We start from the raw sequence: 22,311 nt of genomic DNA, 5'->3' as shown, positions 1-22,311 counted from the left end.
GCATGCTAGCCAAACGATTTATTCCTTGTTTAGATGTGACTAATGGACGAGTGGTAAAAGGGATTAATTTTGTTGATTTAAAAGATGTGGGCGATCCCGTTGAAATTGCTAAAGCCTATTACAACCAAGGGTGTGATGAGTTAGTATTTTTAGATATTACTGCAACTTATCAAGAGCGAGCAACGATGATTGATGTTATCAGACGAACATCACGAGAAATATTTGTGCCCTTTACAGTGGGTGGTGGCGTAAGAACCGTTGATGACATGAGTTTATTATTGAGCGCTGGAGCTGATAAAATTTCGATTAATTCTTCTGCTGTTGCAACACCAGAGTTAATTCAGCAAGGGGCCAAAAAATTTGGTAATCAGTGTATTGTTGTAGCGATTGATGCTAAAAAAGTGGGGAATTCTTGGCACGTTTTTGTCACAGGAGGCCGAGAAGATACTGGATTAGATGTGATTGAGTGGGCTAAAAAAGTGGAGTCACTTGGTACAGGAGAAATTTTATTAACTTCCATGGATAAAGATGGTACTAAGTCAGGTTATGATATAGCATTGTACCAATCTGTATGTGAGGCAATATCTATTCCAGTGATTGCCTCAGGCGGTGCTGGAAATAAAGAAGATATTGTGGAGGTGTTTCAAGAAACACCTGTTACAGGAGCTCTAGCTGCTAGTGTGTTTCATTACGGAGAAATTGATATTAAACAGACAAAAATGGAACTATCTGAATTAGGAATTCCCGTTAGGTTATAGAGGAGAGACATAAAATGACTAAGATAGATTTGGCGTTTGATAAACAACATCAGCTTATTCCTACTATTATTGTTGATTGTGAGACAAAAGAAGTGTTGATGTTAGCTTACATGAATAAAGAAAGTTATGAAAAAACGTTAGAAACAAAAGAAACATGGTTTTGGTCTAGAAGTCGGCAAGAATTATGGCATAAAGGTGAAACAAGTGGCCATATTCAAAAGGTAAAAAAAATAGTGACAGATTGTGATACCGACACACTTTTAATTGAGGTAGAACAAATAGGAGTCGCATGTCATACAGGGAAAAAAACGTGTTTTTTCCAAACAATTTATGATGATAAGAAAGGAGCCGAGAGATGTTAGAAAAACTATATAATGAAATTGAAGAACGAAAAAATGACCCAAAAGAAGGCTCTTATACCACCTATTTATTTGATAAGGGATTGGATAAAATATTAAAAAAAGTGGGAGAAGAAGCAACAGAAGTGGTGATTGCAGCTAAAAATGATAAGGAAGAATTAGTTAGTGAGACGAGTGATTTATTGTATCATTTACTTGTTTTATTAGTTGAAAAAAATATTACATTAGATGAGATTAATCAAGAATTAGACTCTCGAGTAGGAAAGAAAAGTAAAATAAGTGACCGAAAAGAAATCAAAGAATATTGATAGATTATTCGTTATTTTAATGGTATGATTATTGAAAATAAAATGATTTCTACAGGAGGGACACTGCATGACAATTAGACTAGAAGATATGCCAGAAAAAGAGATGATAGAATGGAGACGCCATTTACATAAACACCCAGAATTATCGTTTCATGAAGTAGAAACAGCTAAATATATTAGAAAAGTTTTATCAGAATTTCCTAATATAACCATCTCAACGTTAACTGAAAATAGTGTGATAGGAACATTAAAAGGAAGTAAACCGGGTAAAACGATTGCGTTACGTGCGGATATTGATGCCTTACCAATTGTTGAAGAATCAGATGTTGAGTTTCAATCAGAAAATCATGGTGTGATGCATGCGTGTGGTCATGACACTCATACGGCTATCTTACTCGGGGCAGCCAAAACTCTTTCTGGTATGCAAGATGACATTGCAGGAACCGTCAAATTTATTTTTCAGCCAGCAGAAGAAGAATTACCAGGTGGAGCTAAATTATTAGTTGAAGCTGGCGTGATGGATGATGTGGATATGGTATTTGGGTTACATATTGCACCAAATATTCCAGCTGGTATGGTCGGTATTAAAGATGGTCCATTAACAGCTGCGTCAGATATGTTTGAATTAAACATTCAAGGACGTGGCTCTCATGGTTCGACTCCAGAGTTATCAGTTGATCCAATCTTAGTTGGTGTGGAAATAATCAATAATTTAAATCATATTGTATCGAGAAATGTCAGTCCATTTGCAGATGTGGTGATTTCAATTGGTGAATTTAAAGCAGGACAAAAAGGAAACATCATTCCGGATAAAGCTCTTATTACAGGAACGATTCGGACGAATGATAAGACTATCCGTCAATTTGTTCAAAAGAGAATTGAAGAAATTATTTCTGGTGTGTGTCAAATGTATGGGGCAACCTACGAATTAGATTATGAGTTGGGTTATACACCAGTCATTAATGATGTGGCTGCGACTGATATTGTGAGACAAGCAGCGACAGAAGTTCTTGGAGAAAAAGGGCAATTTGCGATGCCAAGTATGATGGGTGGCGAAGACTTTTCGGCCTATACGGATGTTGTCCCAGGTTCATTCTTTATTTTAGGTGGTGGAACGGCAGAAGATGGGTGTGGATTTATGAACCACCATCCAAAATTTAAAGTATTAGAAGAATGTTTCAAGGTAGGGGCTGCCATGCATACCCAGATTGTTTTGGACAGTTTAAAAGATTAATATAAAAAGCGATTGGAAGTTTTTTTCAATCGCTTATTTAATGTGTTCACTTGTTTGATGAATTAAATCAAATATAATAGGATGAAATAAATAAGGGATAAACTTTTGGTTTGCAACTAAATCCATAAAGTCTTTTTTACAGACAAATTTAACTCGTTGAACTTCTTCTTTTTGTAGACTTAAGTCATCCAGTTGGATATCTTTTTGGATAAAAAAGTAATGATCCCATCCTTCTTCAAAAGAACAAGTAAAACGAATCGGAATATTGGATAAGTCAATAGAAACACCAAGTTCTTCAAATAATTCTCGTTCAGCTCCTTTCAAGATAGGTTCGTGAGCTAGTACTTGACCACTAGCTGAAAAATCCCATAAATTTGGAAAAAAATCTTTATTAGAGGCTCGTTGCTGGATGAGTAACTCATTCTTAGAATTGAATATTAAGACAGTCACAACCATTCGAAATTCTCCCTGACATAATGGGACTCCTCGAACACCTATTTTATCTGTGGTTGTTGTTTAGCATCATAGATAGTAAAGAGTTCTGTCATTGTTTATACAACCTTTCCATAAAAAAATCACAAAACATTTGTTGGTTGTTTTGTGACTTTTTAGTTAATTTAGTTTTTTTATGTAATAAGCGAGGGCAAATAGATTCGCTAATTCTCCTAAAATGACACTTCCTGAAATAATCAGTTTAGAATTTTCGTTTAGTAATGATACCAATAAAATAGCCAATAAAATAATTAAAGTTATTAGGCAAATAATGATGGAAAATTGAAAATAGTGTTTATTCGTTTGTTTCATAATAGGTTTTAACAGAGTGTCATCATCTGCTAAAAATAGGCCATCTAAGGAAAAATCTAATAATTTTGCCAATTCTACTAAATGATTTATATCAGGATAAGCTTTTTCATCTTCCCATTCAACTACAGTGTCTTTTGTGACATGTAATTGTTTGGCTAATTGTTCTTGTGTTAGTTGTTTTTCAATTCGTTTGCTTGTAATAATTGTTCCTAATTCCATGTAGTCTCACTTTCTTTTGTTGGTTAATTTATTTTTCCAATTGAGTTAAATGGAAAGAATCGATAAATCATTTTTCCTACAATATCTTCTTTATTGACCCCACCAAACATGCGACTATCAGTTGAATTTCCTCTATTGTCACCTAGGACAAAATAGTCATGACTGTTTACAACATAAGAAAAATCGCCAGTATAGGATTGATCTCTTATATCAAAAGGTTCTTCTATTGGCTCATTGTTAATAAAAAGTTGATTATTCTTATAACTAACGGTTTCTCCAGGTAACCCAATAACGCGTTTGACGTATTGTTTGTCCTCACCAGTTAATTTATTTGTGTTAAAAATAATGATATCAAAGCGTTTCACTGAATTTCCTTTTAAGACAAGGCTCCGATCATTATGTTGTAGGGTATGGTTCATTGATTCACCAGATACTCTAGTTGGTGAAACGATAAATAATTGTAAAAATAAAATGAAGCAGATACTCAATATGAGTATTATATTATCTTTTAGAAGTTTTTTCATGCCAGACCTCCTATTGTCTATTATAATGCAATTTCAAAAAAAGTACTATATAATTTAGAGTAACTAATCAGAAAAAAGGTGTGTTATCATGAATAACATCTCCTTGCAAAGTGTAACAAAAATACAATAAAAGAATATATAGAAAAATTATGTTGTATTGTTGTGATATGGTATACTATAATAGTATAAAAAAGGAGGGTTATAATAAATGAAAAAAATAGTATCAATTGTTTTTGCTTTGTTAGTGGTTTTCTTGCCGATTACAGCAAATGCTGCTGGAGCAATCTCTGCAGATGAACAACGTATTCTTGATTCTTTAAACTCAGGAATCACAACAAAAGAAGGACAACGTTTTTTCTTTTCAGCAACAGATATTCAACAAGCTGAAAATGATTTAAAAGCTAATGAGTATAGTGCAGCAACAGTGAATACCGTTGTTGGACATATTGAAGCAGCAAAACAATTAGCAGTGGATAATTCAGCAGGTATTCAAGCAACTAGCTTAGAAAACTTTTTAAAGCAATTACCTAAAAATGTTCAAACACAAATTAGAAATCATGTTTTAGAAGCATCACGAGCATTAGGATTATCCGTAAGTAGCAATGGAAATATTACAAATAGTGCTGGTAAAAAAGCATTTGTGCCAACAACAAGTAGCAATCCAGTTATCAAAACAACAGGAATTTCGCTAACAAGTGCAGTTATGACGATTGCTAGTTTAGTAACATTAACAGTAGCAACAGGATTTATGTCAAAAAGAAAAGGTGCTAGTTGTTAATGAATAAAAGAGTACTGGCATATATTTATATGCCGGTACTCTTTTTTATTTCTGCTTATGCTATTTTCACGTTATTATTTTTACCATATAAAGAAACATTTGACTTATTTGTTAGTGCCGTTACGATGACAGAGCAAGCAGAAAATACAAAAATCACCTCAATTTTTAATGAAAAAAAACAAAAAGAGATTAAACCTGTAGACAATCAAATACCATCAACACAAATAGAATATCCTAGTTTGGGAACAGAGTATGGAACAGTCATTATTGATAAATTTAATGTTCAAGCAAGACTAATTTATGGTGATTCACCAGAAGATTTAAGAGTAGGTGTTGGCCAGTTTAATGGGAGCGTGTTTCCTGGAGAAGCAGGTACAACCTTAATAGGTGGTCACAATACCTCAGATTTAGCAGCACTTGATGGTGTGACAGTGAATGATACTATTACAATAAAGACGAGCTATGATACGTATCAATATAAAATTACAAATAAAAAAGTAGCCCGTTTTGATGATAAATCAGCCATTGAGTCACTATATAAAAAATCAGATAATAATCAGTTAATTTTATATACATGCTATCCAATAGATATGATTGGGTTAACAGATGACCGATTATTTGTTTATGCTGAAAGAGTCTCTGGAAAAATGATTAACTCAAGTATATAGGAAGGATATTCAAATGAATAAGACCATAAAACGTGTTTATCAGTTTTTACTAACATTACTTTCTATCTTGTGTTTAACCATTGCGTGTGAAGTCGTTATTGCAAGGACATTTTTGTTATCATCAGAGCATTGGATAACAGTGGCTAAGGAAAGTAATTATACCAAGAGTTTAACTGATTCAATAAATCAATCCATTCAAGATGTTGGAATGGCTAGTGGTATTAAAAAAGATGGGTTAAAACCAGTTGTCACTCAATCAGAGGTGACAAAAGATTTTAATCAATTTTTAACGAGTGCTTTTAAAGGGCAAACTTATGAGATAGAAAAAAGCGTAATTGAAAAAAATTACAAGTTGCTGTGGAAGAGTACGCCAAAAAGGAAAATAAACCAATCAATGAGGTTAATCAAGAGTCTGTTAACCAATTTGTTGAAGAAGGAGTCAATATTTATAATGGCAAAGTTCATAATGTCATGATTTCAACGATTGGATTACGTGTTAGTTTAATTAAAAAAATGACAAATATTTTATTGATTGTCTCTATCGTTTTACTAGGCATTTTGATGCTGTGTTTATATTTTGCTAGTGGTCGATATAAGCATGTCTTTGTCAGAAATGTAGCTTATTTAGTTACTAGTACAGGTTTGTTGTTAGTATCATTTACAATGATTTTATCTATAAATAATCCTTTAACTCATTTGTCGATTATTGATGATCATATGAAAAAATGGATTACAGAAAGCATCAAGCTACTAATGACTGTGCAAATTGTTGTCAGCATAGTATTTTTAGTGTTAGGTATATTGTTAAGTCTTTATTCTTATAAAGAATATAAAAAACTAGAACAACGAGGGTTTAGACGCAAACAACAAACATTTGATGAAATAGAAGGATATTAATCCAACCAAATTACTGGTTGGATTTTTGTTTAATCATAAGGGAGAGACAAAATGATTAGAAAAATAAATTTAACAGATGCCAATGCAATATGTCAGATAAATACAGAAGATTTAGGTTATGCCTTTCCAATAGAACAGACAAAACATCAAATTGAAAGAATTATCAATGATACAGAACATTATTATTTGATAGGGTATGAAGACAGTTCGACGAAAAAAATAGTTGGCTATTTACACGCTGAAGTGTACAGAACAACTTATTTTGAAACCCTTTTAAATGTTTTAGGTTTAGCTGTATTAGGAGATTATCAAAGACAAGGTATCGGTAAACAACTTATGTTAGAATTGGAACATGAAGCAAAATTACGTAACATTACAGCTATTAGATTAAATTCAGGAGAAGAAAGAAAAGAAGCACATTTATTTTATGAATCTCTCGGATATATTAGTAAAAAAAATCAAAAACAGTTTATGAAAAATATTGAATAAAATGAGTATGCTAGGAGTATCAATGATTTGAAAGATAAAAAGAGTGTGACATTAAGAAATGGTCTGTTAATTTATTTAAGAGATTACTAAAATATATTTATCCAGTTAAAGGATGGACTAGAAAAAAGTTAACTGGATAATTTTGTTATGTTTTAATGTCTTAATTTCTTCTTACGGTAAGACGCCATTTTTTGATTCCAAATGTTTTTATCCTCTTCATTCAGTTGGCGAATTATTTTTGCAGGGTTTCCTCCTACGATTGTATTTTTAGGAACATCTTTTGTTACAACTGAACCTGCTGCTACAATAGCATTTTCGCCAATTGATACCCCAGGTAAAATTGTTGCGTGTCCACCAATCCATACATTATCTTCAACAGTAATGGGTAATCCGAATTCTAATCCGGTATTTCTGACATTAGCATCTGTTGGATGTCCGGCTGTGTAAAACGAAGCATCAGGACCTATCATGACATTATCACCAAATGTAATATAGTTTACATCTAAAAAAGTACAATTCATATTGGCATAGAAATTTTCTCCAAGTTCAATGTGTCTCCCATAATCAGTATAAAAAGGTGGGCGAATATAAATATTTGTGCCAGTTTTACCAAATAATTCTTTTTCTAATGCTACAATCCTATCAAAATTTTCAATGGGTTCCATGTTTATTTTTTGATTCAGCTTTTCGCCTTCTAAAGAAGTATTTTCGTCAAATATATCTTGAGCTAGGTATAATTCCCCAGCTAAAAGTTGTTCATAGTCAAAGTCTTTTGTCATGATTTTTTCCTTTCTGTTAGATGTTTTTTTCATGTTAGAATGAGAATACCATAAAAAGAAAAGTTAGGTGACATAATGGAGATATTAAAAATAAGAAATCACCCAGAAATTATTAAGCAAGCATCACATTGGTTTAATCAGAAATGGGGAGTACCTATTGAGAGTTACTATGAAAGCATGAAGTCTAGTATAGAATACCCTGAAGATGTCACACAATGGTATGTAATAATGAATCAAGGAACAATCATTGCTGGAGCTGGGGTGATAGAAAATGATTTTCACAACAGAAAAGATTTATCGCCTAATTTGTGTGCTCTATATGTTGAAGAAAAATACCGTTCGCAAGGTGTCGCAGGTCAGTTGTTGAGTGAAATTACCAAAGACATGGCTAATTTAGAAGTGACAACGTTGTATTTGATAACAGATCATAAAACATTTTATGAACTGTATGGTTGGGTTTATTATGGGGAAGTGGAAGAAGAAGAGACAGGTGAACCAGTAAGAATGTATCGTGTTGATTATAAATAAAGTTAGTTAATATTAAAGGGGGATATTTATGCAAAAAATGATAATCATAGGTTCTCCTGGCACAGGAAAAAGTACCATAGCAAAGCAATTAGCAGGTAGTTTAACAATAAAACTGTATCATTTAGATAAATTATTTTGGAAACCACACTGGAAAATGAGCACGAAAGAAGAGCAACGGGAGATACTATATGATATAGTTAAACAAAATTCTTGGATTATTGATGGAAATTATAGTAGCACGTTAGATATTCGGATAAAAGAAGCAGACACCATCATTTATTTAAAACGTTCAAGAATGACTTGTTTGTATCATGTGTTCAAACGTTTTATCAGTTATCGTGGAAAAACGCGTCCTGATATGCAGGAAGACTGTCCAGAGAAATTAGATTGGGCGTTTATCAGATGGGTTTGGCAATTTCCTAAAAATCATGAGCCGTTGATAGAGGCGTATCTTAAGGATTTGACTAGTGAACAAACTTTAATCAAATTAACGAACTCAAAAGAAATAGATAATTTCTTAAATTCTTTAGAAAGTATGTGACGAAAATGATATTAATTAAACCAACAATTGAATGGGAAAAAGAGATATTAGATTATAAAACAGAATTTTTAAGTCAATCAGGTGTTAATTGGATAGACGGGTCAAGTGGGTTATCAGATTTTGTCAATATATTAGATTGGTTAGAACATCTTGTATTATACGAATCCAACGAAACAATTCCTAATCCGGATTTTGTCACTGGAGAGCAGTATTTATTTATTAGAGAAACCGACCGAAAAATTGTGGGGATGATTCACTTTCGACATGAGCTAAATGAGTATTTGTTTCATTTTGGCGGGCATATTGGTTACTCAGTTGTTCCGTCTGAAAGAAACAAAGGTTATGGGAGCCGAATGCTTAAAGAGATGTTAACCGAGAAAAAAGAAAGTCCTATTAAAAAATTCCTCATCACTTGTAATGATGACAATGTTGGATCAGCCAAAGTGATTGAACAGAATGGTGGAATACTTGAAAATAAAGTATTGGATGAATCAGACGGTCAGTTAGTCAGAAGATATTGGATAGATAATTAAAAAAACAGCAGTGGATAACTGACATTATCTCTGCTGTTCTATTTTTTTAATGATGTCAGATAAGACCTCTTTTATTGGTCTCTCATCATTCATTATTTTATCGTCTTGTGGAAAAGCATTGAATGCTTCTATTATCTCATCGACTTTACTCTCACCCCATTCAATTAATGCTTTAGGACGTTCTTGGAGTCTTGAAATAATCGTTTCTTTTGGTACATCGAGTTGAATATGACAAACTGGTATATTTTCTTCACGTAACTTTCCAAGAATCTCAGAAACAGCTTCTGTTTTGTAAATCGTCATAGGTACAATGATATCTCCATCGTATTCTTGATAAATTTTTTTAAGTAGATAAACATTCCACTGACGCCATTCAGGATAATACTGAAAATCACTTTTTTGCATACTGATTGGTAAGTTTGAACGAAAAATATCACCAATATTTTCTGGATCATACAAAAAGGAAGGTTGAATCTGTTTTACTAATTCAGTCGCCACTGTTGTTTTACCTGCGCCAAATGCCCCATTTATCCAAATAATCATATATTGTTCTCCTTGTTGTTTGTTTGGATAACTATATCATGGAAGGAAAGGAAATATCTAATTCTTTTTTTCATTCAAAGGAATAGATGATAACACTTCACCATCAGGACTGACGATATGGAGTGTATCAATGCCATTAAAGAATTCTTTATCATATGGAATGACGATGCTTTCTTTATGTTTAAAAGACCAGTCAAAACTATATCCAAGAGTTATTTCTATCACGCTACTTTCAGTATCTTTACTAGACATATAAGATGACATGCTACGATAAAATGGAATGGATGTGTTCACTTTAATATCGCCATTATTTAAAACAGTTACAAGTTGAATTTGATCATCTGAAGAAATATCAATATTTCTAATTGATCGGTAACCAAATATTCCCCCAAAACTGATTAAAACAATGATGGTAATGACTAACCATCTAATTTTTTTTGACTGGTCTTTTCTTGTTTTGGTATCATCTGAAATTTGTTCCACTACTTCTTTATCTCCTTTTAATAAGTCATCTAAGGAGATATCAAATAATTCACTCATCGCAATAATGGTTTCCAAATCAGGATAATTTCTTCCAACTTCCCAACTTGAAACAGCAGAGCGTGAGACATTCAACATTTGAGCTAGTTCTTCTTGTGTCCAATTATGTTTTAGACGTTCTTCTTTTATTTTTTCTGAAATAATCATTTTTCTACCTCCTAACAGTATTATTTATTAACAGAGTAAAATATGATAGAAAGTAGATGTATCATGGTAGTTTTTTGTATGATACAATTCGTGTCATTGGTTAAAACGCTTGATAAATAAAGGTTTTTAGATAAATTTAGAAAATGATTTCTTTTTTTGTTGGCTATATAAGTAACTCAATAAATCAGTTGTTAGTAAAGAAAAAACAATCAGTAAGACAAATAATTTTGTGTTTTGTGTAAAAAATAAAAGACTACTAAAAATAATTAATTCTATGCCAAATAGTCTATTTGTAGTAGCCCAACTATTTGATCTATTTAAAAGATACAAGATACCTCTGAATCCAATAACAGATTTGTATTTTGGTGCAATAAATAGACAGTAAAGTCCTAATAGGAAAAATGTAGTGGCTAGTAACATAAAATCGTCTCCTTTTTATTTATTATACCATTTAAATGAAGAGTTGGTGGAAATTAATGATAGTTAGTGTACTTTTTTATGCATAATTGTTAATATATAGTTATAAAAAATGATTATTAGGTGGTGCTGTTAAATATGTCTAATGATTTTGAATATGAAGAGATGTTAAATGGTGAATTGTACGTGTCAAAACATATTTTTGATGAAAATAAATCACTCCACGGGAAAATAATAGCTCAAAAAATAAATATGGAGCCATTAGAGAATCAAGATACAATTAAAGCATTAGTGAAAGAATTATTTGCAGAAACGGGAGAAAATCCTTATGTTATGCCACCTGTTCATGTTGGATATGGGCGACATACAACAGTAGGGGATCATTTTTTTGCTAATATGGATTGTATTTTTTTAGATGTTAATCGCATTACTATTGGTGATAATGTGATGTTAGGGCCACGAGTTGGCTTATATACAGCAGGTCATCCAATTGATCCAGATATCCGAATTGAAAAATTAGAGTTTGGTCATCCAATTGTGATTAAAGATAATGTGTGGATAGGAGCTAATTCAATTGTTTTACCAGGTGTAACGATTGGTAAAAACGTGGTAGTTGCAGCAGGTTCTGTTGTAACAAAAGATGTTTCAGATAATACCATTGTCGGAGGAAATCCTGCGAAAATAATTCGTGAGGTTAGTGAAAAAGATACCGTTATTTGGAATCAAAAAAAGAAAGATTATCATGATAAAAGAGCGAATTAAATAAAAAAAGAAAGTATCTGTGAACGGTACTTTCTTAGTTTGTCTTTTTTTGTTAAGTTCTTTGTTTATAATATGAAAATGCTCATTAGCGAGCACTTTTTAGTTAGGTTTTCCAGTAATAGATTTAACGTTAAAGTATTTAGCCATCCATTGGTTAAACCAAGCGTCTTTATCAGGTTTTACGTTAGCCGTACTATTAAAGGCATTATAGTTTGTTGTTGGACTAGTAATCATTGTTACTGTAACATCTTGATTGGGTTCTGCATTTTCTAAAATAGTCACTTGTTCCATGACTTGTGAATAGGTTGTTGCATTATCTTTTATAGCATAGTAATAGTTATATAGTGAAAATAATAATAATCCAAGTGTTATGAGTATTTGCATATATTTGAATGTGTATAGACGATTCAACAGGTATGTGGCAATGATAATGATAAAGATTGCTGCACCAAATAATACTCTTAGTGGTTTGTATGAAACAAATATTAAACTATAAATACTAGCAAAATGCCCGATAGATAAGATAAAAATGAAGAGAAGATCTTTTTTATTAACTTGTTTCGTTAGAGAAAGAATTAATAAGAGAACCAATACTAAAATATAAATATAGTAAAAATGTATCAAGCTACTTTTAAAAATATCATTTAAATTATTTAAAATGATATCAGTTGTAACATCCATTTTACCTCGTTTTAGGGAGCCAGCAGAGGACATCATAGAAACAAAGCCTATAATGGACGAAATTGCTCCTATAATTTGGTAAGTCTTGAATTTATTGTTAATAAATAGATTAAGAATAAAAATTAACAGTACCATGAGAATGGTTGCAGGTCCTGAATTCTCATTGGTTACACCAGCTAAAAACCCAATGACAATAGAACTCAGAATCACGATAAAACTATCATTAAAATTTTTAATACAAAATAATAAAAAGCCGGTATAAAAAAGAGAACTCCATAAATAATTTCCAGAGCCAGATACCCATAATACGGTTTGTCCAAAACTTGGAATAAATAACCATAGTAATAATATAATTTGAGTAAATAATAAGCCTGTTCTTTTTACTTTAACAACTGAATTTACAATAAAGAAAATTAAAGTCGCTAACAATAAAAAAGCTAGTGTATTAAATATATTAAAAATAATTTTATCATACTGTAAAAAAAATTGTACGATACTATGGGCGAGATACCGCCCATTCCAAAGATTATAGTGGTTTATTTGTGATTTAATGATAGATTTAACACCATCTATTTTTTCAATATCTGGTGTAGGCATATGACCTTTATAGATAAAATGATAGGTATAATCATCAGATGTAAAATAAGTCAGCTGATTTAATATAAATACAGCAATAAAACTAATAATAAAAACAATCCCAACGTGTATTCTTTTCCTATTAATCATGTAAAAATAAACTCCCTCGTATAATTATGGTAGATCAATTCATTATATACATTTTTTGGAAAAAGTGAAATATGTAATGGTAAGTTTGGTAATTAAGTAGGATAAAAATAATATTTACCAATAATTATATTATTTTGGAAAGTAATAAAAATGTTTAGGTGGGATATTGTTATTTTTCACATGGAATCTTGTTAGTAATATTTTTTGAGGATTAAAAAGATTAGGACAGTTTAGGTATCTGGTAAGAAATATATGCGTAGTCAAAAAAGTATCATTTTTTCATCAATATGATTTCTACTAATGTAAATAATTGTGTGTTATGTTTGATAAATTGAATAAATAAGATTGAAATGAACTGATAAGTAGTGTATACTTCGTTTGTATATAAAAGGAGGTTAAAATAAAATTGAATAAAAAGATGAAACATTTAATGGTGGGTGCAGTTATTGTTATGTTAACAATGTTTACAGGAAGTTTAGTTTATGCCAATGCAATGAATGATTATAATCAAGATGATTATTCTTATTCTCAAAGACATCGAGGTAGTAGACAAGGTATGATGAGACAACATCAAAGAATGACGACGCAAATGAATCATTGTCATGACAGCATGGATTCAAATGGTTATTATCAATAAAAAGTAAAATGTGCATACCGATAAAATGGGATATTATTAAAAAAAATAATTTTTAGACTATAGATTACCGATATTTTATCGGTGATGTATAGTCTAATTTTTGTTGAATTCAAGTTTTATCTTTAATGGGAATGAGTTCTTCTTGTACCCATCAAAACAAATTTTACTTAATTTAGTTTAATGGAATTTAACAGAAAGTTCATTTTATTTATTGTGTTATGTAAATTAATAGTTTATTTAGTGTAATGTATAGTAATTATTTTTTGTTAATTGTTATTTATGTATTGTTTTCAATGATTATATAAATAGTATTGTTAAAAATTTGCTAATTTTGAATATGAAAAGATAAAAATACTAGTTAATAGATATTTTGAGTTACAATAAGATTATTGTTATAAATTATTGGTAATAATTTAAATAGTTTTACTTACATTAATTTAAAATGTTTCAATAGTTTATATTAATTAGTAATAAATATCATGTTGATTCACTTGTTCAAAAAATGTATACTATAAATATAAAAGTTTATAAAAGGGGATATTTTATGAAAAAAAGGAGATTTAAAGTCAATTTAGTAACAAGTTTGTTAATAGTAGCTACTACATTATTTGGGAATGTTGGTCTATTAAATCATAGTGCTACTTCAACAGTTGTTGAAGCGGCACCTGCAAAAGTCGTGGGAGGACCAATAGCTGATGAAACATCTGAACGTTCATTAACTATTTATAAATATGTTGCAAAAGATGTCTCAGAATTCGATGAACGAGGAACAGGTGAAGCAGTTGATGGTATAACAAAGGAACCGCTTCCGGGGATTAAGTTTAAAATTCAACGTGTAAGACCTATATATGCTCCAAGAAGTACGCCTAAACCATTGGAGGATCCATTGACTGTTGTAGAAGGGGTGGATTATGACATTGTTGAGGACTTTGAAAAAATAGTGACAACAGATAGTAATGGAAAGGCAACTTATTCATTTGGTGTTGGTTTAGATGCTGATGGTACATACTTAGTGACAGAATTACCCGACGATCGTGGAGTAGTACCGAAAGTTGTTAAGCCGGCCGATCCATTTTTTGTTACTATTCCGCAAACTAAGCGTGAAGACACTGGAAAATTAATCTATGATGTCGTTGTTCAACCTAAAAATATTTTAGAAACATTAATGAATGCAACCAAAACAGTCAATGGCGGAAATGGCTATTCAATTAAAGCGGGTCAAGAATTTACATGGGAAGCGCAAATGAATGTTCCATCTGGTTTATATACAGTAGCTTCACAAGATATGAAAATTAAACCTATTTATGATGATAGTGGGAATGTTATTGATGGTACTGAACTAGATGTCAATATGGGTGATGAGATTTTTGCTAATTACTTTAAAATTTTAGATACTCTTGATAAAAACTTGGAATTATTAGATGTTACTGTTCAAGCAAGAGGTGGTGGGCAACAATCTGTTCCTGTTGCCGAAGCAAAATGGGTGGATTTAACATTTAAGACGGATTATTCTGTAGCAGTCAATGGAGTAAATAAAACAACTAAACCAATTACAGAATCTGGAACAGCTGCTACTAAGGAAGTAGAAGTAGTTCTGACAAAAGAAGGAATGAAGAAGGTTGACATATATGAACAAATAAGAGTTGTCTATAAAACCAAAACAGATGTTAATTATAACGGTACAATTAAAAATGCTTTTCAAGTTAAATTTTTGACTCCTGGTAATAAACCAGTGATATCTCGTAATGAGAATGACCCTAAATATTATACGGGCGGTTTTGATTTAACTAAAAAGGGTGAAACAGAATCAGGTGCAGAAAACCTTCCAGGTGCAGAATTCCATATAGCTGATAGTGACGAAGATGCTAAAAAGAATATCTTTTTAGGAGTAGATGGCAAACGATATGGTAAAGTATCTGGTGGTAAGATAGTTGGTGGAACATTGCAAGATGCCATTTCTGCAGCGTCAAATGCAGGAACAACATTGATGAAAAGTATCAGTGATGCAAATGGTAAAGTAACATTTAATGGATTGAAATTGATTTGGTTTGATGATGCAAATGATAACGGAATTCAAGAATCAGGTGAGGAAGATAAAACTGATCCTGCGTATATTGAAAAAACATATTGGGTGGTAGAAACAAAGTCTCCGGATGGCTATGAATTAATAAAAGATTCTATACCTATTACTGTGACGTTGGACACTGCATCAAAATCTTATCTGGAAATTACCAATCAAAAGGTAACAAAACTACCATTTACAGGTGGAACTGGGACAACAATTGTAATAGCTGTTGCGATTGGATTGATTCTTACAGGAACAGTAATGTTAACCGTTGATAACAAGCGTAAACGTGCTTAATAATAAAGGATGGCTGGCAATTAATAGTGCTGCTATTAATTCAATAGCAGCTGGTTGCCAATCTTTCTTTAGTCATAATGATGGTAACCAAACTGGTTATCATCTTTTTATTTGGATATGACATTCGTTGTTCTATTCCAATTTGTTATGAAAAATAATAGCTAAGTAGAGGTTAATTGGATCTATTTATAAGAATGATTCAAATGGAGTCATTCAAATAGTGTGATTACTTGAGAGGAGGAAAGTCATAAAATGAATTTAAATAAAAAACAAGTATTATGGTTAGTTTATTTAATTGGTCTATTCGCTTTCTTCCCTATTCAATTATATGCTGAAGATGGGTCATATGGCATTCACATTGTAAAACTAGGTATACGTGAAGATACAAAACTTCAAAATGAATTGATTCATAATGGATTGAAACTTGATGAGGTTAAGGATGAGGAAGGAAATATTTTAAATGGTGTTTCTTCTATTCAGTATACTGTTACACGAGTGACATTGAAACACTCTAATTTAGATGCGACACAAAATAGCTCTTATGAAGTTGTTAGTGGTAAAGAAGCCTTTACAAAAACAGTTACAACAAACCAATTTGGAGAAGCTGATATTGTTGGATTATCGAAAGGTATTTACCAAATAAAAGAGTTACCTAATGATTTATTATCTAATTTAATGGAACCTATTATAGTTTCTCTCCCTATGGATAGTAAAAGTGGTTTATTAAATGATGTGTATATCTACCCTAAATCAAGTTTGGTATCTAAAACCTTCGATTCAGAACCAGAACTACCAGATAAACTGCCACAAACAGATGGAGATATAGGTCAATCAAATCAATTATATTGGATGATAGGATTAATTGGTTGTATGGGGATGGTAGGTTTGCTTCAATTTAAAAAAATAAAAATTTAAATGATAGAGAACTAAAAGACATTATTTCTTTTTTAATGGAATAGTGTCTTATTTAGTAATATTCACTAAGTTAATAGTTGCTAAAAAAGTACATATTAGGTGGGTAGAAAATGAGTAGTAATAAAATGAATAAAAAAAGCAAAAGCACAAGTAAAAATAAAAGTAAAAAAAAATCTAGAAAACATGGTCATAGAAAAAAAAGCTCCTCAAAAAAAAATAATGGATTTAGTTTTTTAAAAGTAGGAGCCGTGGTAATGATTTTGTTAGGTTTAGGGGCTTTACTTTACCCAATAGTAGGTAACTATTTAGCAAATAGAGATCGTAGTGAAGCTGTAGATCAATATAATAAAGAAATGAAAGATACCGTTCAAAAAGATATTGATAAAAATATTGAGTTGGCAAAGGAATACAATAAAGAGATATATGCTAATCAACAAGGTAATCGAAATACTAAAAAAATTGATTATAACGGTTTTTTGGAAAATCAAAATGTCATGGGAACGATTGAAGTTCCTGCACTTAATATAAAATCACTTCCCTTTTATCATGGTACTAGTTACAAAACACTTGATAAAGGATTAGGTCATTTTGAACAATCTTCAATTCCAATTGGGGGAATAAATACTCGATCGGTGATAACTGGGCATAGTGGCATGAAGAATCAAGTTCTTTTTTCTGAGATAAGAAATTTAAAAGAAGGAGATATCTTTTTTATTAATATTTTAGGTGAAAAATTAGCATATGAAATAAAATCCTTTGAAGAAGTTCTTCCGTCGGATATTGAAAGTGTAGCCGTTATACCAGGAGAAGACATCGTTACATTGCTAACTTGTACACCTCCAGGCATTAATACTTATCGGTTATTAGTAAATGGCCATCGTATTAGTTATAAAGAAGCAGCTAAAAAAGATATTGTACGAAGAAACTTATTAAGTTATCAAGTCATTGTTTTGGTATTGTTAGCTGTATGTATACCACTATTTGTTGTTTTGTGGTTATTGTATAGATATTATAAAGAAAAAATGATGACGAAAAACAAAAAAATATTTAAAAAATATCGTAGAAAACTTGTTACACTTGTTAAAGTGATAAAAATGTTTTTTATTGCATTATTAATTATAATGATAGGTGTATTGTGTTATGCAGTGTATGGATTTACACAGATGCAACAAAGTGCAGAATTTGGCAAAATAGATGTAGGTGCACAGGAAGAATTGTATGCCTATAATGCTGACAAGATATTAAAAGGGAATTATGATGAACAAAAAATACGAAGTGTTAACGTTTCTGATTATGCAGAAGCTTTAGGTGATTTTCATAAAAGTGTGAATGATTGGGGGATAGGAAGATTGGTTATACCCTCAGTATCCATAGATGTTCCGATACTTTCAGGTATTTCTAACACAAATTTATTAAGTGGAGCAGCGAGTTACAGGAAAAATCAAGAACTAGGTAAGGATAATTATGTTCTGATGTCCCATAATCTTGTAGGCTCTTCAGCTTTGCTAACGGATATTGATAAATTAAAAAAAGGGGATAAGATGTATGCAACGGATTTTAAAAATATTTACACTTTTGATGTAACAGTGAATAAAGTGATAGATGAAACAGAGGTAGATGTCATAAAAAAAGTTCCAACAGAACAATTAACACTGATTAGATGTGAGGGCGATATAGGAACTAAGTATCGTAGGTTAGTACAAGGGAAATTATCGAATCAAACGTCGATTGAAGATTCTACGGATAAGCAGTTGGAGCAAGTTCAATTAGTTAAGGATGACAATTCTGATGGAACAGTCATTCCGAAAAATCCGATTACATATAAGAGTCAGTTTGGAATAAATTTAGCATCGTCTATCTTGTCCAATCCAGTTCAAACAGCAGCTCCTTTATTTTTGTTATTGCTTTTTCCGATTATCGTATTGGGATTTTTAAGATAACGTACAGAGGAAATAAGATAATGAAAAATTCGATTTTGTCTATAAAAATTAGTTGTTACTGAAAGGAGTTAAATATGTCACAGAAAAAATCATTTAATCAGTTAATCCTTTATATTATTACATTCTTTTTCGTTTGGAATGTGTATGAGTTTGTTGTGAAACCTCAAATTTTATTAAATCTATCTCAAGTATCAGGAACACTTATCCAAACAGTGATTAAATTAGGGATCTGGACAGTACCAAGTTTTCTATTGATTAAGAAGAACGAGGGAATAGCGATAAAGTACCCTGATTTATTTAGTCGACGAGTTAAATGGACGACATGGTTTTTGGTGATGTTGGCTATCATGATGTATTTGCTTATTATTTCTTATATTCAATATGGCAACATCGCTATACGTGAAAGTTTTCAACCTATTTCACTGATTAATACAGTATTATTCGTAGGAGTAACAGAAGAGATGGTCTTTAGAGGATGGCTATTAAATTCATTACTGACAAAAGTATCCAAATGGAATGCTATTATTTTATCTTCTATTCTATTTGTTTTGATTCATTTTCCTACCTGGATTTATACGAATACTTTTAATGGGATTATCTCCTCTGGTGGATTTATCCAAGTATTTCTTTTAGGTATTCTGTTTAGTTGGTCATTTATGAAAAGTAAAAATATTTTTGTACCAATGTTATTACATATGACTTGGAATCTATTTAATATTCTGTTTTTTGGTTAGAAAGAGAGGGATGTTATGGCAGATATTTGGGAAGACTTATACGTACGAGCAAAAGAATATTATCACCCCACAGAAGTAAACAGTTTTATCTATACGAATCATGTGGTCTGTGCGTTAGAAAGTGCTAGTGGAAAGATTTTTACAGGGTACTGCATTGAGGGAACAGGCGGAACGATAAATTTATGTGCTGAAAGAATGGCCTTGATTAATATGTATCAAGCAAGTGGAGAAACACAAGTTAAAAGAATCATTGCTTTTAGGGATACACCTCCAAGTGATACTCGGGGGATGCCTTGTGGTATTTGTAGAGAAACGTTGATGCAATTTTCTCCTAAAAACAAAGAAACACAAATCATGGTTGATTATGAAACTAGAGAAATCATAACATTAAAAGACTTGTTACCGAAATGGTGGGGGACATGAGATCATAATAAGCCACACACGAGTATGACGAATATCTAGTGTGTGGTTTATTTTTAATAAATAAGTAGTAAAATAAAGATGGAATGAGGTGCTCTCATGAAAATAGGAATTATCTGTGCTATGCCAATAGAATTAGATTATTTAAAGAATCAACTACAATACACTTCTGTTGTATTAAAAAAGCAGACGTTTTACTTAGCTGATTATGGTGAAAATGAATTGGTATTAGTTGTGAGTGGTGTGGGTAAAGTGAATGCAACGGTTTATACGCAATTATTGATTGATTATTTTGAGCCAAATTGCCTATTAAATATTGGAATAGCAGGAGGATTACATCCTTGTTTAAAACCATTAGATATTGTTTTAGGAGATAGATATAGTCATCATGATGTGGATAAAAACCAAATGGAGCGATTATTTCCGCATACGTCCATTTTTAAAGCAGACCCACAGTTGTTAGCTAAATTTAAAAAGTATCATAAAGAAGGAATCATAGGCTGTATGGTATCTGGTGAATCTTTCATTGCAGATGATAATGAAAAGACACGTATTATTGAAACCTTTGATGCTGTTGCGGTAGATATGGAAACAAGTGCTATTGCCCACACTTGTTTTATTAATGACATGCCATTTCTATCTATTAGAGGCGTATCTGATTTGGCAACGGAATGTTATGAAAATTACGACAAATTGGTGAGCGATAAAGTAGGGAAGTTTTGTTTAGAGGGACTGGAACATTAGAAGAAATGAAAAAGCGAGGCTGACCCAAAAGTCTCTAAAATAAAAAAACAAGGATTTAAGAATGAAAATATCATTTTTAAATCCTTATTTTTGAGTTCATTCGTACTTTTCAACTGCCTATAGGCAGTTAATTTCCTTATGTTTATTGCCATTAATGCAAAACCTAACTCATTAATCACCTTATCTTTTCCTCTAACAGAGAAACGAGTGAACGACAAATTAGCCTTTAGATTTCCAAAAGCTGGTTCTACAATTTTTCTTTGTTTATAAATTTTGCCTGTTTCTTCTGCATTGATAAGTGCTTTTGCGTGAGCTTTAAAATATTCCCAATTATAATTTTTTTGAATGACTCGATTTTTATCACTTTTAGCTTTTGTACAGGATGAACGTATCGGACAATTTTTACAACTTTCACATTCATATAATTTTAGATTTCTCTTTAAACCATACTTATCAATTCTTTTAGAATAACGTTTAAACTTCAAGCGACGATTGAGTGGTCAAAAATAAACATCTAATAATTCATCATACCTCCAATTAGTTACGTTAAAGGGGGTGATTCTATGCTTCTTTTTTAATTCTTTTTGATACATCGTGTAGGTAATTAAAGGGATTCTTTCAAAGACATCTATAATAGCTTGGTAATTTTCTTCGCTACCATACCCTACATCAGCAACAATGTATTTTGGAAGTTTAAAATAATTATCTTTAATCGTTTCTAAAAATGGAATAAGTGTTTTAAAATCCGTTTGATTTTGGAATACATCATAAGCTAGTACATATTGATTGTTAGTAGCAATTTGAACATTGTATCCAGGTTTAAGTTGCCCATTTTTCATATGATCGTCTTTCATTCTCATGAAAGTAGCATCATTATCTGTCTTTGAATAGCTATTTCTTTTATTTAATATGGCTTTTTGTTTTTGATATTTCTGTGTTCTAGTTTTAAAATCTCTGAATTGTTTAAGGTATTTTCTTGGTTTAATTCGTTTATTTCTTAATGCTTTTCGTTGCTCTACATTATTCTCATTATTTATTTTATCAGTGAGGTTATTCACTTCAGTTTCTAGAGAGTGTGTTATCTCTGTTAGATTTTCAAGATGTAATGGTTCGTCTTCATTTTGAATGGCAGGGATAATTTGTTCTTGAACAAGTTGATGATAAAGTTCTTTTGACTTATTTGTTAGGCTAACTTCATAGTTATTAATACTTTTTTTCCATACAAAAGTATATTTATTAGCATTAGCTTCTATTTTGGTACCATCTATAAAAATAGCTTCCTCATCAATTAATTTTTGGGTAACCAATTGGTTACGAAAATGAA

At 31.4% G+C, this 22,311-nt stretch carries 30 protein-coding genes; 20 read left to right on the top strand and 10 right to left on the bottom strand.

The features are described 5' to 3' along the window. Positions 1–2 precede the first annotated feature (2 nt). The 4 genes from hisF (at position 3) to CBF36_RS06710 (ending at position 2,659) form a co-directional block, all read left to right on the top strand. Complete coding sequence (hisF, locus tag CBF36_RS06725) at positions 3–758, top strand: imidazole glycerol phosphate synthase subunit HisF (protein WP_125957689.1); 756 nt, start codon at positions 3–5, stop codon at positions 756–758. A 14-nt stretch (positions 759–772) separates the two neighbouring features. Next, positions 773–1,120: a phosphoribosyl-AMP cyclohydrolase gene (hisI, locus tag CBF36_RS06720; protein WP_125957688.1), complete on the top strand. Its 348-nt coding sequence runs from the start codon at positions 773–775 to the stop codon at positions 1,118–1,120. Next, positions 1,114–1,425, top strand: coding sequence for a phosphoribosyl-ATP diphosphatase (gene hisE / locus CBF36_RS06715; RefSeq protein WP_125957687.1), 312 nt, complete (start codon positions 1,114–1,116; stop codon positions 1,423–1,425). Before hisI ends, hisE begins: the two co-directional genes overlap by 7 nt. Before the next feature lie 67 nt (positions 1,426–1,492). Beyond that, positions 1,493–2,659, top strand: a complete 1,167-nt coding sequence (locus CBF36_RS06710; protein ID WP_125957686.1) for a M20 metallopeptidase family protein — start codon at positions 1,493–1,495, stop codon at positions 2,657–2,659. Positions 2,660–2,692: 33 nt separating this feature from the next. On the opposite strand, the gene CBF36_RS06705 is transcribed toward CBF36_RS06710, so the two are convergent. From CBF36_RS06705 to lepB, 3 genes are all read right to left on the bottom strand, one after another. Continuing rightward, positions 2,693–3,115, bottom strand: a complete 423-nt coding sequence (locus CBF36_RS06705) for an NUDIX domain-containing protein (RefSeq protein ID WP_125957685.1) — start codon at positions 3,113–3,115, stop codon at positions 2,693–2,695. 156 nt (positions 3,116–3,271) lie between these two features. Next, a complete protein-coding gene (locus CBF36_RS06700) occupies positions 3,272–3,682 on the bottom strand; it encodes a helix-turn-helix domain-containing protein (RefSeq protein WP_125957684.1) in 411 nt (136 codons plus the stop codon). A 23-nt stretch (positions 3,683–3,705) separates the two neighbouring features. After that, complete coding sequence (gene lepB / locus CBF36_RS06695; protein ID WP_125957683.1) at positions 3,706–4,206, bottom strand: signal peptidase I; 501 nt, start codon at positions 4,204–4,206, stop codon at positions 3,706–3,708. 208 nt (positions 4,207–4,414) lie between these two features. Here lepB and CBF36_RS06690 point away from each other — a divergent pair, with 208 nt between their 5' ends. From CBF36_RS06690 to CBF36_RS06670, 5 genes are read left to right on the top strand one after another with little or no spacing between them, the layout of a single operon-like run. Beyond that, positions 4,415–4,984: a hypothetical protein gene (locus CBF36_RS06690; protein ID WP_125957682.1), complete on the top strand. Its 570-nt coding sequence runs from the start codon at positions 4,415–4,417 to the stop codon at positions 4,982–4,984. Then, positions 4,984–5,652: a class D sortase gene (locus CBF36_RS06685; protein WP_125957681.1), complete on the top strand. Its 669-nt coding sequence runs from the start codon at positions 4,984–4,986 to the stop codon at positions 5,650–5,652. Before CBF36_RS06690 ends, CBF36_RS06685 begins: the two co-directional genes overlap by 1 nt. Positions 5,653–5,665: 13 nt before the next feature. Beyond that, on the top strand, positions 5,666–6,127 hold the full coding sequence (locus CBF36_RS06680) for a hypothetical protein (protein ID WP_125957680.1): 462 nt from the start codon (positions 5,666–5,668) through the stop codon (positions 6,125–6,127). Beyond that, entirely contained in the window at positions 6,124–6,549 is a 426-nt protein-coding gene (locus CBF36_RS06675; RefSeq protein WP_125957679.1) for a hypothetical protein, read from the top strand. Before CBF36_RS06680 ends, CBF36_RS06675 begins: the two co-directional genes overlap by 4 nt. A 51-nt stretch (positions 6,550–6,600) precedes the next feature. Further along, a complete protein-coding gene (locus CBF36_RS06670) occupies positions 6,601–7,038 on the top strand; it encodes a GNAT family N-acetyltransferase (protein ID WP_125957678.1) in 438 nt (145 codons plus the stop codon). Positions 7,039–7,190: 152 nt separating this feature from the next. On the opposite strand, the gene CBF36_RS06665 is transcribed toward CBF36_RS06670, so the two are convergent. After that, on the bottom strand, positions 7,191–7,817 hold the full coding sequence (locus tag CBF36_RS06665) for a sugar O-acetyltransferase (protein WP_125957677.1): 627 nt from the start codon (positions 7,815–7,817) through the stop codon (positions 7,191–7,193). A gap of 75 nt (positions 7,818–7,892) precedes the next feature. Between CBF36_RS06665 and CBF36_RS06660 the strand changes: the two genes are divergently transcribed. From CBF36_RS06660 to CBF36_RS06650, 3 genes are read left to right on the top strand one after another with little or no spacing between them, the layout of a single operon-like run. Continuing rightward, positions 7,893–8,345 carry a GNAT family N-acetyltransferase gene (locus CBF36_RS06660; RefSeq protein ID WP_125957676.1) on the top strand — a complete coding sequence of 151 codons (453 nt, stop codon included), beginning with the start codon at positions 7,893–7,895 and terminating at the stop codon, positions 8,343–8,345. Positions 8,346–8,373: 28 nt separating this feature from the next. After that, a complete protein-coding gene (locus CBF36_RS06655; RefSeq protein ID WP_125957675.1) occupies positions 8,374–8,886 on the top strand; it encodes a DNA topology modulation protein in 513 nt (170 codons plus the stop codon). A 5-nt stretch (positions 8,887–8,891) separates the two neighbouring features. Then, on the top strand, positions 8,892–9,419 hold the full coding sequence (locus CBF36_RS06650) for a GNAT family N-acetyltransferase (protein ID WP_125957674.1): 528 nt from the start codon (positions 8,892–8,894) through the stop codon (positions 9,417–9,419). A 24-nt stretch (positions 9,420–9,443) separates the two neighbouring features. Here the strand turns inward: CBF36_RS06650 and CBF36_RS06645 are convergent, their stop codons facing one another. From CBF36_RS06645 to CBF36_RS06635, 3 genes are all read right to left on the bottom strand, one after another. Next, positions 9,444–9,962: an AAA family ATPase gene (locus CBF36_RS06645; RefSeq protein WP_125957673.1), complete on the bottom strand. Its 519-nt coding sequence runs from the start codon at positions 9,960–9,962 to the stop codon at positions 9,444–9,446. Between the two features lie 57 nt (positions 9,963–10,019). Then, positions 10,020–10,649 (bottom strand): helix-turn-helix transcriptional regulator, encoded by a 630-nt coding sequence (locus CBF36_RS06640; RefSeq protein ID WP_125957672.1) that lies wholly within the window; start codon positions 10,647–10,649, stop codon positions 10,020–10,022. 126 nt (positions 10,650–10,775) lie between these two features. After that, positions 10,776–11,069 (bottom strand): hypothetical protein, encoded by a 294-nt coding sequence (locus CBF36_RS06635; RefSeq protein ID WP_125957671.1) that lies wholly within the window; start codon positions 11,067–11,069, stop codon positions 10,776–10,778. Positions 11,070–11,204: 135 nt separating this feature from the next. Between CBF36_RS06635 and CBF36_RS06630 the strand changes: the two genes are divergently transcribed. Next, positions 11,205–11,828, top strand: coding sequence for a sugar O-acetyltransferase (locus CBF36_RS06630; RefSeq protein WP_125957670.1), 624 nt, complete (start codon positions 11,205–11,207; stop codon positions 11,826–11,828). Between the two features lie 99 nt (positions 11,829–11,927). Here CBF36_RS06630 and CBF36_RS06625 read toward each other — a convergent pair whose 3' ends face one another. Beyond that, complete coding sequence (locus tag CBF36_RS06625; protein ID WP_125957669.1) at positions 11,928–13,235, bottom strand: DUF3329 domain-containing protein; 1,308 nt, start codon at positions 13,233–13,235, stop codon at positions 11,928–11,930. A gap of 406 nt (positions 13,236–13,641) precedes the next feature. Here CBF36_RS06625 and CBF36_RS06620 point away from each other — a divergent pair, with 406 nt between their 5' ends. The 7 genes from CBF36_RS06620 to mtnN all read left to right on the top strand — a co-directional run bounded on the left by CBF36_RS06620 (position 13,642) and on the right by mtnN (position 20,987). Next, the gene (locus tag CBF36_RS06620) at positions 13,642–13,872 is read left to right on the top strand and encodes a hypothetical protein (RefSeq protein ID WP_125957668.1); all 231 of its coding nucleotides are present in this window, start codon (positions 13,642–13,644) and stop codon (positions 13,870–13,872) included. 544 nt (positions 13,873–14,416) lie between these two features. Then, complete coding sequence (locus CBF36_RS12270; RefSeq protein WP_165865406.1) at positions 14,417–16,234, top strand: SpaH/EbpB family LPXTG-anchored major pilin; 1,818 nt, start codon at positions 14,417–14,419, stop codon at positions 16,232–16,234. Between the two features lie 252 nt (positions 16,235–16,486). Beyond that, positions 16,487–17,149: a pilin N-terminal domain-containing protein gene (locus tag CBF36_RS06610; protein ID WP_125957667.1), complete on the top strand. Its 663-nt coding sequence runs from the start codon at positions 16,487–16,489 to the stop codon at positions 17,147–17,149. 110 nt (positions 17,150–17,259) lie between these two features. After that, the gene (locus CBF36_RS06605) at positions 17,260–19,089 is read left to right on the top strand and encodes a class C sortase (RefSeq protein ID WP_243637989.1); all 1,830 of its coding nucleotides are present in this window, start codon (positions 17,260–17,262) and stop codon (positions 19,087–19,089) included. A 74-nt stretch (positions 19,090–19,163) separates the two neighbouring features. Further along, positions 19,164–19,823 (top strand): CPBP family intramembrane glutamic endopeptidase, encoded by a 660-nt coding sequence (locus CBF36_RS06600; RefSeq protein WP_125957666.1) that lies wholly within the window; start codon positions 19,164–19,166, stop codon positions 19,821–19,823. Positions 19,824–19,838: 15 nt separating this feature from the next. Next, a complete protein-coding gene (locus CBF36_RS06595) occupies positions 19,839–20,246 on the top strand; it encodes a cytidine deaminase family protein (RefSeq protein WP_125957665.1) in 408 nt (135 codons plus the stop codon). A gap of 96 nt (positions 20,247–20,342) precedes the next feature. Beyond that, complete coding sequence (gene mtnN / locus CBF36_RS06590) at positions 20,343–20,987, top strand: 5'-methylthioadenosine/S-adenosylhomocysteine nucleosidase (RefSeq protein WP_125957664.1); 645 nt, start codon at positions 20,343–20,345, stop codon at positions 20,985–20,987. On the opposite strand, the gene CBF36_RS12615 is transcribed toward mtnN, so the two are convergent. Both CBF36_RS12615 and CBF36_RS12610 read right to left on the bottom strand, forming a co-directional pair. Then, positions 20,984–21,472, bottom strand: coding sequence for a transposase (locus CBF36_RS12615; protein WP_125957663.1), 489 nt, complete (start codon positions 21,470–21,472; stop codon positions 20,984–20,986). The genes mtnN and CBF36_RS12615 overlap by 4 nt on opposite strands. 15 nt (positions 21,473–21,487) lie before the next feature. Further along, the coding region (locus CBF36_RS12610; protein ID WP_133306813.1) for a transposase at positions 21,488–22,311 on the bottom strand (824 nt) is incomplete at its 5' end.

This window comes from Vagococcus bubulae (assembly GCF_003950315.1).
Lineage (GTDB): Bacteria > Bacillota > Bacilli > Lactobacillales > Vagococcaceae > Vagococcus > Vagococcus bubulae.
This window is presented reverse-complemented; position numbering and strand designations above follow the sequence as displayed.

Bases quoted from the DNA above. Each gene is read 5' to 3' on its own strand.
- hisF (WP_125957689.1), top strand. From the start codon at position 3: ATGCTAGCCAAACGATTTATTCCTTGTTTAGATGTGACTAATGGACGA.
- hisI (WP_125957688.1), top strand. From the start codon at position 773: ATGACTAAGATAGATTTGGCGTTTGATAAACAACATCAGCTTATTCCT.
- hisE (WP_125957687.1), top strand. From the start codon at position 1,114: ATGTTAGAAAAACTATATAATGAAATTGAAGAACGAAAAAATGACCCA.
- CBF36_RS06710 (WP_125957686.1), top strand. From the start codon at position 1,493: ATGACAATTAGACTAGAAGATATGCCAGAAAAAGAGATGATAGAATGG.
- CBF36_RS06705 (WP_125957685.1), bottom strand. From the start codon at position 3,115: ATGGTTGTGACTGTCTTAATATTCAATTCTAAGAATGAGTTACTCATC.
- CBF36_RS06700 (WP_125957684.1), bottom strand. From the start codon at position 3,682: ATGGAATTAGGAACAATTATTACAAGCAAACGAATTGAAAAACAACTA.
- lepB (WP_125957683.1), bottom strand. From the start codon at position 4,206: ATGAAAAAACTTCTAAAAGATAATATAATACTCATATTGAGTATCTGC.
- CBF36_RS06690 (WP_125957682.1), top strand. From the start codon at position 4,415: ATGAAAAAAATAGTATCAATTGTTTTTGCTTTGTTAGTGGTTTTCTTG.
- CBF36_RS06685 (WP_125957681.1), top strand. From the start codon at position 4,984: ATGAATAAAAGAGTACTGGCATATATTTATATGCCGGTACTCTTTTTT.
- CBF36_RS06680 (WP_125957680.1), top strand. From the start codon at position 5,666: ATGAATAAGACCATAAAACGTGTTTATCAGTTTTTACTAACATTACTT.
- CBF36_RS06675 (WP_125957679.1), top strand. From the start codon at position 6,124: ATGATTTCAACGATTGGATTACGTGTTAGTTTAATTAAAAAAATGACA.
- CBF36_RS06670 (WP_125957678.1), top strand. From the start codon at position 6,601: ATGATTAGAAAAATAAATTTAACAGATGCCAATGCAATATGTCAGATA.
- CBF36_RS06665 (WP_125957677.1), bottom strand. From the start codon at position 7,817: ATGACAAAAGACTTTGACTATGAACAACTTTTAGCTGGGGAATTATAC.
- CBF36_RS06660 (WP_125957676.1), top strand. From the start codon at position 7,893: ATGGAGATATTAAAAATAAGAAATCACCCAGAAATTATTAAGCAAGCA.
- CBF36_RS06655 (WP_125957675.1), top strand. From the start codon at position 8,374: ATGCAAAAAATGATAATCATAGGTTCTCCTGGCACAGGAAAAAGTACC.
- CBF36_RS06650 (WP_125957674.1), top strand. From the start codon at position 8,892: ATGATATTAATTAAACCAACAATTGAATGGGAAAAAGAGATATTAGAT.
- CBF36_RS06645 (WP_125957673.1), bottom strand. From the start codon at position 9,962: ATGATTATTTGGATAAATGGGGCATTTGGCGCAGGTAAAACAACAGTG.
- CBF36_RS06640 (WP_125957672.1), bottom strand. From the start codon at position 10,649: ATGATTATTTCAGAAAAAATAAAAGAAGAACGTCTAAAACATAATTGG.
- CBF36_RS06635 (WP_125957671.1), bottom strand. From the start codon at position 11,069: ATGTTACTAGCCACTACATTTTTCCTATTAGGACTTTACTGTCTATTT.
- CBF36_RS06630 (WP_125957670.1), top strand. From the start codon at position 11,205: ATGTCTAATGATTTTGAATATGAAGAGATGTTAAATGGTGAATTGTAC.
- CBF36_RS06625 (WP_125957669.1), bottom strand. From the start codon at position 13,235: ATGATTAATAGGAAAAGAATACACGTTGGGATTGTTTTTATTATTAGT.
- CBF36_RS12270 (WP_165865406.1), top strand. From the start codon at position 14,417: ATGAAAAAAAGGAGATTTAAAGTCAATTTAGTAACAAGTTTGTTAATA.
- CBF36_RS06610 (WP_125957667.1), top strand. From the start codon at position 16,487: ATGAATTTAAATAAAAAACAAGTATTATGGTTAGTTTATTTAATTGGT.
- CBF36_RS06605 (WP_243637989.1), top strand. From the start codon at position 17,260: ATGAGTAGTAATAAAATGAATAAAAAAAGCAAAAGCACAAGTAAAAAT.
- CBF36_RS06600 (WP_125957666.1), top strand. From the start codon at position 19,164: ATGTCACAGAAAAAATCATTTAATCAGTTAATCCTTTATATTATTACA.
- CBF36_RS06595 (WP_125957665.1), top strand. From the start codon at position 19,839: ATGGCAGATATTTGGGAAGACTTATACGTACGAGCAAAAGAATATTAT.
- mtnN (WP_125957664.1), top strand. From the start codon at position 20,343: ATGAAAATAGGAATTATCTGTGCTATGCCAATAGAATTAGATTATTTA.